This window comes from Enterobacter cloacae complex sp. FDA-CDC-AR_0132 (assembly GCF_003010695.1).
Classification (GTDB): Bacteria; Pseudomonadota; Gammaproteobacteria; order Enterobacterales; family Enterobacteriaceae; genus Enterobacter; species Enterobacter ludwigii.
Genome location: NZ_CP027618.1, coordinates 1,573,004 through 1,586,829, shown reverse-complemented (window position 1 = coordinate 1,586,829; position 13,826 = coordinate 1,573,004). Strand labels below are relative to the sequence as shown.

The 13,826-nt window shown below is 54.9% G+C and carries 10 protein-coding genes; 1 reads left to right on the top strand and 9 read right to left on the bottom strand.

Annotated features, from left to right (window positions below):
* Positions 1-4: 4 nt before the first annotated feature.
* On the bottom strand, positions 5-1,054 hold the full coding sequence (glnL, locus tag AM379_RS07760) for a nitrogen regulation protein NR(II) (RefSeq protein WP_014172250.1): 1,050 nt from the start codon (positions 1,052-1,054) through the stop codon (positions 5-7).
* A 185-nt stretch (positions 1,055-1,239) separates the two neighbouring features.
* Positions 1,240-2,649 carry a glutamate--ammonia ligase gene (gene glnA / locus AM379_RS07750; protein ID WP_014172249.1) on the bottom strand — a complete coding sequence of 470 codons (1,410 nt, stop codon included), beginning with the start codon at positions 2,647-2,649 and terminating at the stop codon, positions 1,240-1,242.
* A 387-nt stretch (positions 2,650-3,036) separates the two neighbouring features.
* On the opposite strand from glnA, the gene typA reads away from it, so the two are divergent.
* Complete coding sequence (gene typA, locus AM379_RS07740) at positions 3,037-4,860, top strand: ribosome-dependent GTPase TypA (RefSeq protein WP_014172248.1); 1,824 nt, start codon at positions 3,037-3,039, stop codon at positions 4,858-4,860.
* An 83-nt stretch (positions 4,861-4,943) separates the two neighbouring features.
* Here typA and ompL read toward each other — a convergent pair whose 3' ends face one another.
* The 7 genes from ompL to yihU form a co-directional block, all read right to left on the bottom strand.
* Positions 4,944-5,630, bottom strand: a complete 687-nt coding sequence (gene ompL, locus AM379_RS07735; protein ID WP_020883984.1) for a porin OmpL — start codon at positions 5,628-5,630, stop codon at positions 4,944-4,946.
* A gap of 74 nt (positions 5,631-5,704) precedes the next feature.
* Positions 5,705-7,129 (bottom strand): MFS transporter, encoded by a 1,425-nt coding sequence (locus AM379_RS07730; protein WP_032679267.1) that lies wholly within the window; start codon positions 7,127-7,129, stop codon positions 5,705-5,707.
* Positions 7,130-7,172: 43 nt separating this feature from the next.
* Entirely contained in the window at positions 7,173-8,555 is a 1,383-nt protein-coding gene (locus AM379_RS07725) for an MFS transporter (protein WP_106503579.1), read from the bottom strand.
* A 45-nt stretch (positions 8,556-8,600) separates the two neighbouring features.
* Entirely contained in the window at positions 8,601-10,625 is a 2,025-nt protein-coding gene (locus tag AM379_RS07720; protein WP_032679266.1) for an alpha-glucosidase, read from the bottom strand.
* A gap of 16 nt (positions 10,626-10,641) precedes the next feature.
* Positions 10,642-11,883, bottom strand: coding sequence for a sulfoquinovose isomerase (gene yihS, locus AM379_RS07715; protein WP_014172243.1), 1,242 nt, complete (start codon positions 11,881-11,883; stop codon positions 10,642-10,644).
* Positions 11,884-11,897: 14 nt separating this feature from the next.
* Complete coding sequence (yihT, locus tag AM379_RS07710; protein WP_025202734.1) at positions 11,898-12,773, bottom strand: sulfofructosephosphate aldolase; 876 nt, start codon at positions 12,771-12,773, stop codon at positions 11,898-11,900.
* Positions 12,774-12,790: 17 nt separating this feature from the next.
* Complete coding sequence (gene yihU, locus AM379_RS07705; RefSeq protein ID WP_032679264.1) at positions 12,791-13,681, bottom strand: sulfolactaldehyde 3-reductase; 891 nt, start codon at positions 13,679-13,681, stop codon at positions 12,791-12,793.
* Positions 13,682-13,826 lie beyond the last annotated feature (145 nt).

Here is a 13,826-nt window from a genome sequence, read left to right as displayed (position 1 = left end):
ACCTTTATTTTTTAATCGGCAGGAAAACCGAAAACTCGGTATGTCCCGGCCAACTGGTAAATTCAATTTTTCCAGAGTGTTGATCGATCAAACTACGGGCAATGGATAACCCCAGGCCGGTACCGCCTTCGCGACCGCTGACCATCGGGTAGAACAGGGTGTCCTGAAGATGCGACGGAATACCCGGCCCGTTGTCCTCAACGTCGATGCGGGCAGCCAGACGATAGCGCACGCCGTGCAGTGTGAGCTGGAACGCGGTGCGGGTGCGCAAAATAATTTCGCCCCCTTCCGGCCCCAGTGCCTGCAGGGCATTACGCACAATATTCAGCAAGACCTGCTCAATCTGATCCGGGTCGTGCGCCAGTTCCGGCAGGCTTGGGTCGTAATCACGGACCAGCGTGACGTTCTCCGGCAGCTCCATTGAGACGAGTTTCACAACCCGCTCAGCCACTTTATGAATACTTTCTGAAACATGCATGCCGGGCTGTTGCGGCCCGAGCAGACGGTCAACCAGGTTACGCAGGCGGTCTGCCTGCTCAATGATGACGTTGGTGTACTCCGCCAGCGCAGGGTCGGGCAGCGCTTTGGTCAGGAGTTGTGCCGCACCGCGTAAGCCACCCAGCGGGTTCTTGATTTCATGCGCCAGGCCTCGCACCAGGTCACGGGCGGCAATTTGCTGAGCATGTTGAAGTTGTTCCTGGCTCAGGCGGCGCTGATTATCCATCGGCGCCATTTCAAGCAGGATCAGCCCTTCTGGAAGCCGTTGTGCGGTAAGCGATAAAATATGTGAGCGCCCGTCGATCACCAGCGTGACTTCGTTATCGGTAAAGCCCTGACCGGCCTGCAGACTTTCCTGCATCAGGCCAATATTCAGCGAGAAATAGCTCAATAATTCCGGAAGCGGGGTGCCAAACAGTTTGCGTGAGCTCTGGGCGAGCAGCTGCTGCGCCGCCGGGTTGGCGTAATGTACGGCCAGCTCGTCGTCGACCAGCAAAATACTGTTAATCAAAGAATTGAGGATCTGCCCAGCATCGGGCAGCGTGCCAGTTGCCATTCAGCAGTCTCCTGGTGTTGGTTGCACTAATTTAGTGCAGTATAGCTTTTTCGTCGTAAAAAGCGCGTGAGATCAGTTTGTTGGTGGAGAAAAAAGCCCATCCGGAGATGGGCTGAAAGTTTCCACGGCAACAAATAAAAGCTTGTGAGATCGCGCGTAAAAGGGCGCGCGAAACTCATTGAAACTTAAACGCTGTAGTACAGTTCGAACTCAACCGGGTGTGGCGTCATACGCACACGGTCGTTCTCTTCAGTACGCAGGGCGATGTAAGCATCGATAGCGTCGTCAGTGAACACGCCACCCGCAGTCAGGAACTCGCGGTCTGCGTCCAGCGCCTGCAGGGCTTCTTCCAGAGAGCCTGCAACCTGTGGGATCTCTTTCGCTTCTTCTGGCGGCAGATCGTACAGGTTTTTGTCCATAGCTTCGCCTGGGTGGATCTTGTTCTTGATACCGTCCAGACCCGCCATCAGCAGTGCTGCGAAGCACAGGTATGGGTTAGCAGCTGGATCCGGGAAGCGAACTTCGATACGACGCGCTTTAGGAGACGCCACCACCGGGATACGGATAGAAGCAGAACGGTTACGGGCAGAGTACGCCAGCATTACCGGTGCTTCGTAGCCTGGGACCAGACGCTTGTAGGAGTTAGTGGTTGGGTTCGCCAGGGCGTTGATCGCTTTAGCGTGTTTGATTACGCCGCCAATGTAATACAGAGCCTGCTCAGACAGACCGGCATATTTGTCACCAGAGAACAGGTTGGTTCCGTTCTTGGACAGAGACATGTGGCAGTGCATACCGGAACCGTTATCGCCAAACATTGGTTTTGGCATGAAGGTCGCGGTTTTACCGAAACGGTGCGCAACGTTGTGCACAACGTATTTGTAGATCTGAATTTCGTCTGCTTTTTTGGTCATGGTGTTGAAGCGGGTTGCCACTTCGTTCTGACCCGCAGTCGCCACTTCGTGGTGGTGAGCTTCAACCACCAGGCCCATCTCTTCCATCACCAGACACATGGTGGAACGGATGTCCTGAGCGGAGTCGACCGGAGGAACCGGGAAGTAACCGCCTTTAACGCCAGGACGGTGACCTTTGTTACCACCTTCGTATTTGGTGGAGGAGTTCCATGCACCTTCGATATCGTCGATGGCAACGTGGGAGCCAGAAATAGAGGCACCGAAACGGATGTCATCAAACAGGAAGAATTCTGGCTCTGGCCCGAACAGTACGGTGTCTGCGATACCGGTTGAACGCAGGTACTCTTCAGCGCGTTTCGCGATGGAGCGTGGGTCGCGGTCGTAGCCCTGCAGTGTGCCTGGCTCGAGGATGTCGCAACGGATGATCAGGGTTGGTTCTTCGAAGAACGGATCAATGACCGCAGTGGAAGCGTCAGGCATCAGAACCATGTCAGATTCGTTGATACCTTTCCAGCCGCCAATGGAGGAGCCGTCAAACATTTTGCCTTCTTCAAAGAATTCGGCGTTTACCTGATGAGCAGGAATAGTGACGTGCTGTTCTTTACCTTTGGTATCGGTGAAGCGCAGATCAACAAACTTCACTTCATGTTCGTTCAGCATCGTCAAAACGTGTTCAGCGGACATACTTAACTCTCCAGATTGGTCATTGTCGTCGTGGTAACGAGGTCTTCAATTTCTGTCTTGGGCTGGCTGTGTGCCATTTTTTTGCCGTATTTTTATAAAGCGAAATCTGTGCCAACTTTTAAAACACCCCAAAAAGGCGTTATCATGCGCACCATAGTGCAAAAGTGCTGCACCACAATGGTTATGTTGCACCAGTATAGTGCTTCAGTGTGAACACTGAGCACCATATTGGTGCAATTTTCGTTAAAGTGCCCTTTTTACGCTCCGTGAAAGCGATCACAAAGCATCTCTGCAATACTTGTTTGCGGGGGATGTTTGTGATCCTGTTTTGTAGTGCGATTAATCCGTGTACAATAACGCGCTATTTCTAATGCCTGAGGCAAAGTTGTGATCGAAAATTTGCGTAACATCGCCATCATCGCGCACGTCGACCATGGTAAAACCACCCTGGTTGATAAGCTGCTGCAGCAGTCCGGTACGTTTGATGCTCGTGCCGAAACTCAAGAGCGTGTGATGGACTCCAACGATTTGGAGAAAGAGCGTGGGATTACTATCCTCGCGAAAAACACCGCTATCAAATGGAATGACTACCGTATCAACATCGTTGATACCCCAGGGCACGCCGACTTCGGTGGTGAAGTTGAGCGCGTGATGTCCATGGTGGATTCCGTGCTGCTGGTAGTTGACGCATTTGACGGCCCAATGCCGCAAACGCGCTTCGTGACCAAAAAAGCATTTGCCCATGGCCTGAAACCTATTGTTGTTATCAACAAGGTTGACCGTCCGGGCGCGCGTCCTGACTGGGTTGTTGATCAGGTGTTCGACCTATTCGTTAACCTCGACGCGACCGACGAGCAGCTGGACTTCCCTATCATTTACGCTTCGGCGCTGAATGGTATCGCGGGTCTGGATCACGAAAATATGGCGGAAGACATGACTCCGCTGTATCAGGCGATTGTCGATCACGTACCGGCTCCGGATGTTGATCTTGATGGTCCGCTGCAGATGCAGATCTCCCAGCTGGACTACAACAACTACGTTGGCGTTATCGGTATCGGCCGCATCAAACGCGGTAAAGTGAAGCCGAACCAGCAGGTTACTATCATCGATAGCGAAGGCAAAACCCGTAACGGTAAAGTGGGCAAAGTGCTGACTCACCTGGGTCTGGAGCGTATCGACAGCGAACTGGCTGAAGCAGGCGACATCATCGCGATTACCGGTCTGGGCGAGCTGAACATCTCTGACACCATCTGCGACCCGCAGAATGTGGAAGCGCTGCCAGCCCTGTCTGTTGATGAACCAACGGTAACCATGTTCTTCAACGTCAACACCTCTCCGTTCTGTGGCAAAGAAGGTAAATTCGTTACCTCTCGTCAGATCCTTGACCGCCTGAACAAAGAGCTGGTGCACAACGTTGCGCTGCGCGTTGAAGAAACTCAGGATGCTGACGCATTCCGCGTTTCTGGTCGTGGTGAGCTGCACCTGTCTGTTCTGATCGAAAACATGCGTCGTGAAGGTTTCGAAATGGCGGTTTCCCGTCCGAAAGTTATCTTCCGCGAAATCGACGGCCGTAAACAAGAGCCGTTCGAGAACGTAACGCTGGACGTTGAAGAGCAGCATCAGGGTTCTGTTATGCAGGCTCTGGGTGAGCGTAAAGGCGACCTGAAAAACATGAATCCAGATGGCAAAGGCCGCGTACGTCTCGACTACGTGATCCCAAGCCGTGGTCTGATCGGTTTCCGTTCAGAGTTCATGACCATGACGTCCGGTACCGGTCTGCTGTACTCCACCTTCAGCCACTACGACGACGTTCGTCCAGGTGAAGTTGGTCAGCGTAACAACGGCGTTCTGATCTCCAACGGTCAGGGTAAAGCGGTTGCGTTTGCGCTGTTCGGTCTGCAGGATCGCGGTAAGCTGTTCCTGGGTCACGGTGCTGAAGTTTATGAAGGCCAGATCATCGGTATTCACAGTCGTTCTAACGACCTGACTGTAAACTGCCTGACCGGTAAGAAACTGACCAACATGCGTGCGTCCGGTACTGACGAAGCAACGGTTCTGGTTCCACCGATCAAGATGACCCTGGAGCAAGCTCTGGAGTTCATCGATGACGACGAACTGGTAGAAGTGACCCCACTGTCTATCCGTATCCGTAAACGTCACCTGACCGAGAACGATCGTAAACGTGCAATGCGCGGTGCGAAAGAAGAGTAATACGGTCAATCCGTAGGCCGGGTAAGCGCATGCGCCACCCGGCACGTAAAAAGCCGCTGAGCGATCAGCGGCTTTTTTTATTATCAGAACGAATACCTTAACCCCAGGCGGATACGGTACTGCTCGCGGTTGTAATCATTCCATCTGTCCAGCCACTGGAGCTCGAGATAGGGCAGCCAGTTTTTATCGATTTTATAGCTAAATTTGTGAGTGATTTCCCAGTGATGGTCTTTGCCATTTTTGCTGTGGTAATCGTTCACGCGCTGGAAAAAATGCGGTTCAAAGGTATAGAAAAACGCATCCGTGACCTTGAAATTCCAGTAGTTAGCGAATTCGTGGGTGTCGTTTTTATCCATCTGGCCGTTGTAGTCCGGCGTATCGTAATTGTTGTGGTTATAGCGATAGCGGAAGGTCAGGTTAAACCAGTCGAGAAATTTATAATTGGTATCCAGATAGATAGCGCCTCCGGACCCGGCGCTGCTGTCATTCAGTAAACCGCCAGGCTGAAAGGTGAGTTTATCGGTCGGTTTAAAAAGCGGATACCACCCTTCAATTTCGTTATAGCTGTGCTTAAGCTCGTCCCATTTGCCCACGTTATAGGCGTTAGTGAACATCAGCCCCGCGCCCTTATCGAAGTTATAGCCGGCACGCAGGATCACTTCGTGCAGTTCAGAGGCCGTATTATAGGCTTCGCGCGTTTCGACATAGGCGCCGGCAACTGCCGAGCAGGACACAGACGACACAACCAGTGCAGTAACGATTCTTTTCATAATCAGTCCATGTATGAGGTACAGAAAGGCCCCCCTCCTGTTACACAGGAAGGGAATTAGGGCCGGATTTATTGTTATAAAGTGACTGCTGACGCTTTATTGTTGGTGGTTAACTCAGGGGGTTTTGCGGGTTGTTTTTTCCGTTTTCCAATCTCCTCAATAATAAAGGCGAAGCGTGCTTCGTTGAGTTTATAAAAGAGTCCCATGATTATCGCGGCAACGATCGCCAGGCCGCACGGCCAGAGAAAAATTAGCTGACGGAGCCCCAGTAGCGTGCCCGCACTCTGCACGGCGTGTGGAATGTAGCCAATCTGCGTCAACATAATGCCCGGCAGGAAACCGGCGAGGGCGGCGGAGATTTTGCGTGAGAAGGTATAACCGGTATAAACCGACCCTTCGGCGCGAATGCCTGTTTTCCACTCGCCATAATCCACGGTATCGGGCACCAGCGCCCAGTTGAGGCTGTTTACGAATGCCGTACCGAAAAAGGCCATGCAGGAAAAGAGCACAAAGAGCAGGGAGCTGGTTCCCCAGAGGAAGTTCATCACGTCGCCCACGGCCCACAGCGTCAGCCCGCCAAGGTAGACCGGCTTCTTGCCGAAGCGCTTAACCGCGCCAGGCACCAGAAACACGCCAACCAGAATGCAGCCCATACTGAAAAAACCCATCCACGACAGCAGATGCAGATCGTTTAGCACGTACTGGGTGTAGTAGACCTGAATCGCCAGTTTGATATTAAACGCGGCGAGGGTGCAGAGGTTGGCGATACACAACACCAGCAACGGCGGGTTGCGGAAAATGGCACAGAAGGATTTCAGGATACCAGGCTTATGATGATCGGGCGTAACCTCCACATAGCGCTCTTTCACACCGCTGTAGCACCACCACATGCAGAACAGACCACCGGTGACGAACACCAGTGCGGCCACCAGATAGCCGAGGGAGGGCTGGCTGACAAACAGCGCCTGAATTGGCATAAACCCCACGGTGCAGAGCAACAACCCAACCGTTGCGCCACCCTGACGCCAGGCCGCAAGCTGCGCCCGCTCGTTCGGATTTTTAGTGATGGCGGGAACCATCGCGCCATAAGAGCAGTTCATCAGGCTATAACAGAGGCCAAACATCATGAAGAGCAGGGTGGCAATAGCGGTTTTCACCGTCAGGCTAAAATCGGTGGCCACAAACTGCGCCGTGGCCACCAGGGCAACCGGCACCGAGGCATAAAGAATAAACGGCCTGAATTTGCCTCTGGCACCGATGTTACGCCGCGAATCCAGCAACACCCCGGTCAGCATGTCGGTGAATGCGGTAAAGAACTTCGCCACCAGGAAAATAATGCCGCCATAAAAAGCGGGCATGCCCAGTTCATCAGTATAAAACTTCAGCAGATACAGCGTGCCAATACAGAGCATCAGGTTAGAGCCAAAATCGCCCATCCCGTAGGCGCACTTTTCGCGCAGGCTCAGCTTCAGGGTTAACGGATCACTCTTGTGTGTCATGGTCGATCCTCACAGCGCCCCGCAGGGCGCTCTCTCAAGTCAGTTATGCTGTACGTTTGCGCAGTTCAATTTCTTCCACGATGCGCACATACATCTTCTCGTTGAGGTTGTAGAAACAGCCCATCGCCACGATGGTGATGACGGCCAGCAGACTGGGGTAGATAAATATCAGCTGCCGCAGCCCTTCAACCGTTCCGGCGGATTGCACCACGTTTGGCACATAGCCGATTTGCGTGAGCATGATGCCGGGGAAGAAGCCGGCCAGCGCCTGTGAGACCTTCCGGAAGTAGGTAAAGCCGGTATAGACCGTCCCTTCGGATCGCACGCCGGTGCGCCACTCGCCGTACTCCACGGTATCGGACACCAGCGCCCAGTTGAGGCTGTTCACGAAGGCTGAGCCGAAGAAGGCCAGACAGGAGAACGCCACAAAGCTCACCGAACCACCGCCAAAGAAGTAGTTGAGCAGGTCGCCTGCCACCCAAATCAGCAGCCCGCTGATATAGACCTTTTTCTTGCCGAAGCGACGCACCGCGCCGGGCATCATAAAGACGCCGATGAAAATGCAGCCCATGCTGAAAAAGCCCATGTAGGACAACAGAATAGGGTCGTTCAGCACGTACTGCGTGTAGTAAACCTGAATGGCGAGCTTGACGTTAAAGGCCCCCAGCGTGCACAGGTTGGCGATGCAGAGAATAAACAGCGGTCGGTTACCGGCGATGGCGCGAAACGACTGCAGCAGGCCGGGCTTCTGGGCTGGATTGGCGGGCTGCATCTCAACGTAACGCTCGGTCACGCCCTTATAGCACCACCACATAAAGAACAGCCCGAACAGCGAGAAGAGGGTCGCGGCAAAGATATACCCAAGCTGGTCATTGCCTTCAATCAGGTTCATTACCGGCACAAACCCGACGGTACAGAGCAGCAGGCCAAGCGTGGCGCCGCCCTGACGCCAGGCGGCCAGCGAAGCGCGCTCGTCCGGGTTTTTGGTAATGGCCGGCACCATCGCACCGTAGGAGCAGTTCATCATGCTGAAGAACAGGCCGTAAAGCATGAACAGCACGGTTGCCATCACCGTTTTGCCGGTGATTTCAAACGGCGTGCCGACAAAGTTTGCGATGGCCAGTAACGTCACCGGGAACGCCGCATACAGCACGAACGGGCGGAATTTGCCCTTAGGACCGATCTTGCGTCGGGAATCAAGCATGATACCCGTGCCCATATCGGTGAAGGCGGTGAAGAACTTGGCAATCAGGAAGATGATCCCGCCGTAGGTACCAGGCAGGCCAAGAACGTCGGTGTAGAACTTCAGCAGATACAACGTGCCGATATCCAGAAGGATGTTAGAGCCGAGATCGCCCATCCCGTAGGCGAGTTTCTCTTTAAACGGCAGGCGTAGCGTTGCCGGATCGGAAGCGTGTTGACGCATTATTGTTCTCCATCTGCCCGCAGGTTTCCCTGCGGGCGAGCCTTATCAGATATGACGTAAGGTGCTAAACAGGTCTGCCCATTCGCTTTGCTGGCGATAAAACACCGGCGGTTTGCCGAGCGGAGCGTCAACGGTGATGTCACCGCCCTCATGCGTTTCACCCGTCCAGGCATTCACCCAGGTGTCCTCAGGCAAATAGAGCGTCCAGTCACGACGGCCTTCTTCATGGACCGGTGCCACCAGCAGATCGCGGCCAAACAGATACTGGTATTTCAGCGTGTAGCTGCGCGCATCGTTTTCGTAATGCAGGAACAGCGGGCGCATCACCGGCAGGCCGCTTTTCGCGTTCTGCGCAACGGCGGCTTTGATGTAGGGCTTCAGGGTAGTGAAGACGGTCGTCATACGCGCAAAGTGGGCGATGGTTTCGCCGTCGCCATCAAACTGCCAGTTATCGCCAGGGCGGTTGCCCTCGTGGGTACGCATCATCGGTGTGAAGGCGCTGAAGTCGCACCAGCGCAGCAGCAGCTCTTTGCTGCGTTTCATCTCAAACAGCGTGGTATAACCGCCGATGTCGCTGTGATGCAGCCCGTGCCCGGTCATTGCCAGTGAGAGTGCCGCAGGAACCACTGACGCCAGACCGTCGTCCAGGCTCCAGTCGACGTTCTGATCGCCGGCCCACATCATCACCGAGTGTTTCTGGCTGCCGGTATAACCCGCGCGCATAAAGAACAGGATCTCGCCGAGCTTGCCGGTCTCTTCCAGCGCCTCGTAGTTACATTTCGCCCATAGCGCAGGCCAGGCGTTGTGCATGATTTCCGCGCTCACGCCGTTGTGCAGGAAGGTATCAGTCGGCAAATATTCACCAAAATCAGCCATCCAGCCGCCACAGCCCAGTTCTATCAGGTTCTTTTTGATGATCTCTTTGTACCAGTCGTAGGCTTCCGGATTCGTCAGGTCGATAACGCCCGCATAGAACTCGCCGAACTCGACGTGATAGTCCTGACCGTCGGCGTTTTTGGTCAGATAACCGCGTTTCGCCGCCTCTTCACAGAGGTCTCTGTCGCTCGCCACGTAAGGGTTGATATAGGAGAGGAACTGCACGCCTTCCTGCTTCCACTGCGGGATACGTGTATCCAGCTGCGGATACAGATCGCTGTTCCACTTCCAGTTCCACATCACGCGTTTGCCAAAGGAGGTCATCCGGATGCCGGACCAGTCCTGCGCCCAGATACCGTTCACCTTCACACCGCCGTTGCGCATGGTGTCGAGCTTTTGCTGGCACACGTCGGTGCCGCCCTGAACGCCCAGCGTTACCCCGTCGTAAACCCAGTCCGGCAGTTCGGGCTGGCGGCCCAGTAACCCGGTCAGTTTTTCCAGCAGATCGACATACGTTTGGGCACATTCGAAGCGCAGCGTGGCGTTATCTTCCCAGAAGGCCAGCTCATGGAACGCCGGCGCGCTGAAGTCGAAATTCATATAACAGCTGTTATCCACGTGGCAGTAGTACTTCTGGGTACTCACAAAGGTGGGTTGCGGGAAGAAGGTCCAGTAGTAATCGCCGCCCGCGTTCTCTTTGCAGTCTGCCTGCCAGGTGACGTAGGTCTGCTTATTACGGCCCACGCCCTGCTCGCTGGTCCACAACGGGAACGGCTTGCCGCGCAGGTCGAAGTAGGAGAACTGCTCTCCGCAACCATAGATATGATCCTCGGGCTGGGCCGCCAGCCGCAGCCAGATGCGGTTATGGCTGGAGGCATCATTTTTGAGTTTCAGCTCCAGGCGTCCTTCGGCATCCACACCCACCAGTAGCGTGGCGCTGACGGCGTCACCCCGGGTAAAGCGAATCGCCCAGCCCGCATTTTGCGGCGCGACGGTGGCCTCGGTCAGGGCAATTTTTTCGTTGAGTTTGTCTTTGATGCTGAAGTTGCCGCGAAACATCTCGATATCGGCTTCACCTGCGCCGATCCACAGGCACGGGGTGTCGGCGGTGTGGGACAGAATCAGACGATCCTGCCAGCTCAGGGTGAAACCATGTTCACTGCTTTTAAGAATAATATTGTGTAGGGTACGCATAAGATCTCCGTTTTTATTATTTGGCCTGGCTATCCAGTAATCCGGCGGCAACGGCCGGGGCTAACCCTGGCGCCAGCGGTAAGCGAGGGATCACCAGGCAATGCAGCAGATGATAAATATCCTGCTTGCCGTCCCAGACTTTGGTGGTCACTTCGTTATGGATATCCAGCTCCTGCCACCATGAACCGTTCTCGTAGTCGATCAGGTATTTGATGCAGTAATCCCACCATTTCTGATACCAGGCTTCGTACTGCGCCTCGCCGGTGACGGTATAGAGCGCATAGGCCGTTCCCATCGCTTCGACAATCGGCCAGCGCACGCGCTCGCGAACGATGGGTTTACCATCCCAGCCAACGGAATAGACAAAACCGTCGGCACCATCGGGTGCCCAGGCGTCGCGGATTGTGGCGTGGAACAACCCTTTTGCATCTTCCAGCAGCCATGCGGGGGGTGTTTCAAAACGCGCTTCCAGCGCAGCGCGCAGGTGCAGCATCAGGCGGCCCCACTCGATCCAGTGGCCTGGCGTACCGCCGTAGGCGCGAAAACGGTGAGCGGGGTTATCAATGTTGTAATCGCGGATGGGGTTCCATTGCGTATCGAAATGCTCATTAACCCGGTACTCGCCCTTGCGTGCCACGTCGTGAATGATCACCGAGGCAATGCGCAGGGCGCGGTCGAGCCATTTACGGTCATGCGTCACGTCATACACAATCAGGAAGGCTTCGACAGCGTGCATATTGGCGTTGCCACCACGGTACTCTTCGGTTTTGCTGAAGGCCTCATCCCAGGATTCCAGGCACATCTGTTCCTGTTCGCTCCAGAAATAACGCTCAATCACCTCGATGGCATCGTCCAGTAACTTGCGAGCCTGTGGATGGCCGGTGGTGACGGCGCTGGCCGCGCCCAGCAAAACAAAGAAGTGCTGATAGCCCTGCTTGGAGGCATCCATAACGCCTTCATCGTTAATACAGGCGTACCAGCCGCCATATTGCGGGTCACGCAGCGGACCGTTCAGGGCGTTGATGCCATGCTCCACCAGGGCATATGCGCCGGGACGCCCCATGTTTGCCGCCACGGCATAAACGTGCAGCATACGGGCGGTGATCCACAGATGCGTGCCCATATCGCTGCGCACCTGACCGTTATTGCCCAGCCAGCCAAAGCCGGTCGGCACGGCGGCGTTTTTACCGAAATCGAGAATGCGGTCAGTCTCTTGTTCAAGCCAGCGGTTATGGCTCAGGGTGTTAAACCATTTCATGTTCGGGTCCTTTCTTAACGGCGAGCCATCATTTCGTCGACGATCTCACCCAAACGCTGCAGTTTCGGCACAGAAATATCACGGAGCATCAGTTCCGTGTCCGGCAGGCCAATCACTGATGACCAGACGGCGCGGCCAGCTAAAAAGCCGGATGCACCCGCCTGCATCGCAACACTCACCGCCCTTGGGAACAACTTATCGTCCACGCCGGATGAGAGGATCACCCACGGCATGGCGATGTTCTCGTTCAGTTTTTGCGAGGCAGTCAGCAATTCCTGCTGAGAGCCTTTGCCGAACAGGGGCATCTCCACTTTGTAAAGGTCAGCTCCGCTGTCTCCCAGTTCTTTTGCCGCGTCGATAATGGCCTGTTCACGATTAAACGTCGCGCCGCGACGCGGCGGGCGGACTACCGGCTCAATAATGCTGAGCAGTCCATTGTCATGGCACAGCTGATTGAACGCTTTCACCATCTCCAGACGCTGCTGCGGATCTTCGTCGCTACGCCACAGCACCAGTAGCTTCAGCGCTTTACCGCCATCGCGCCTGACCGCCTGGGCATCAACGTTTTTATCGATGACGACGCTATCAACGGGGATCCCGTTTCCCGGAATAAATTCGTCTGCTGCCACAATCATCGCGCAGCTTTTGGCAACGGCCTGTTGCTCAACGATCTGCTGGTAGCAAAACTGCTGATCGACAAGAATGGCGGAGGCATACGGCGACAGAATCTTGGCCGCGTTGACCTTAAAGTCGGTGAGATGCCGATCGGTGACCGGCACCGGTGCGCCAGCCGCAGCAAACATCAGGCGCATCGCTTCGCGCTGGTCAACGGCCAGCATCGCAAAACCGCCGGAAGGTCGGGTGATATCTTTCAGGGTGTACATCGTCATTCCTCAGTCCTTTCGTATCAGTGTGTTTTTTTCAGCCCGGCGGATGCGCGAACCTGTTCAAGAATGGCTGTCCAGTCTTCGCGCCCGCGTCCGGCGGCCCGCGCCTGGTTGTAGACTTCACGGGAGGCGGCGCCCAGCGGCATCGGGACGTGGAGCTGGTTTGCCACGTCCAGCGCGATCCCCAGATCTTTATGCGCGAGGTCGATCATAAAGGCCGGTGTAAGATCGCCTTTGAGCACCTTGTTAGGCCATGAGGTGGTGAAGTGGCCTTTGCCTGCTGGCGTACCGCTCATGACGCTGAGCGCCACATCGAAAGAGAGGCCGAGGGCTTCACACAGCACGGCGGCTTCAGCGGACAGCGCGTTCAGGGCAATGCTCATGTAGTTGTTAATAAGCTTCACGCGGATGCCCATGCCTGGCCCACCTGCGTTTATCAGTTCATTGCCCATCGCCATCAACACCGGCGTGGCACGTTCAACCTGCTGCGCGGTGCCGCCAGCCAGAAGGAGTAATGTTCCGGCGACGGCATGGTCCGATGTGCGTCCGACAGGCACATCCATCATGCTGAAACCACGTTCAGCCATGTCGCGGATCAGGGCATCGGTCTGTAGCGGGTGAATGGTGGACATATCAATGACCAGCCCTTCGCGGGATAACCCTTCGCAGACGCCCTGCTCACCAAACAAGACTGTGCGAACCAGGTCTCCGTTTGGCAGCATGGTAATGACAAATTCGGCCTCCTTTACTGCCTGTGCAGGCGTGGCTGCAGCCCGGGCTCCACGCGCCACCAGAGCCTGTATCGCCTGCGGGTTTACATCAAAAACGTGAAGCTGGTGGCCCTGTTTAAGCAGATTCGTTGCCATGGGCGCACCCATCTGTCCTAACCCGATAAAGGCAATTGCTGACATGCTTCTCTCCTGTCACATCGTGTCAATTATTGAGCGTTTGCGTTGTCTGTTTTTGATCGTATTTGTAATTTATAGTCAAAAAATTGACAGGGGTCACTTTTTAAACATTTCGTGAAATTAAAATGAGAGCATCAGAAAACGCAGA

Excerpts from the sequence above, each read along its gene's own strand:
- AM379_RS07725 (WP_106503579.1), bottom strand. The coding sequence starts at position 8,555 with ATGCGTCAACACGCTTCCGATCCGGCAACGCTACGCCTGCCGTTTAAA.
- glnL (WP_014172250.1), bottom strand. The coding sequence starts at position 1,054 with ATGGCAACTGGCACGCTGCCCGATGCTGGGCAGATCCTCAATTCTTTG.
- yihS (WP_014172243.1), bottom strand. The coding sequence starts at position 11,883 with ATGAAATGGTTTAACACCCTGAGCCATAACCGCTGGCTTGAACAAGAG.
- glnA (WP_014172249.1), bottom strand. The coding sequence starts at position 2,649 with ATGTCCGCTGAACACGTTTTGACGATGCTGAACGAACATGAAGTGAAG.
- ompL (WP_020883984.1), bottom strand. The coding sequence starts at position 5,630 with ATGAAAAGAATCGTTACTGCACTGGTTGTGTCGTCTGTGTCCTGCTCG.
- AM379_RS07720 (WP_032679266.1), bottom strand. The coding sequence starts at position 10,625 with ATGCGTACCCTACACAATATTATTCTTAAAAGCAGTGAACATGGTTTC.
- AM379_RS07730 (WP_032679267.1), bottom strand. The coding sequence starts at position 7,129 with ATGACACACAAGAGTGATCCGTTAACCCTGAAGCTGAGCCTGCGCGAA.
- yihU (WP_032679264.1), bottom strand. The coding sequence starts at position 13,681 with ATGTCAGCAATTGCCTTTATCGGGTTAGGACAGATGGGTGCGCCCATG.
- yihT (WP_025202734.1), bottom strand. The coding sequence starts at position 12,773 with ATGACGATGTACACCCTGAAAGATATCACCCGACCTTCCGGCGGTTTT.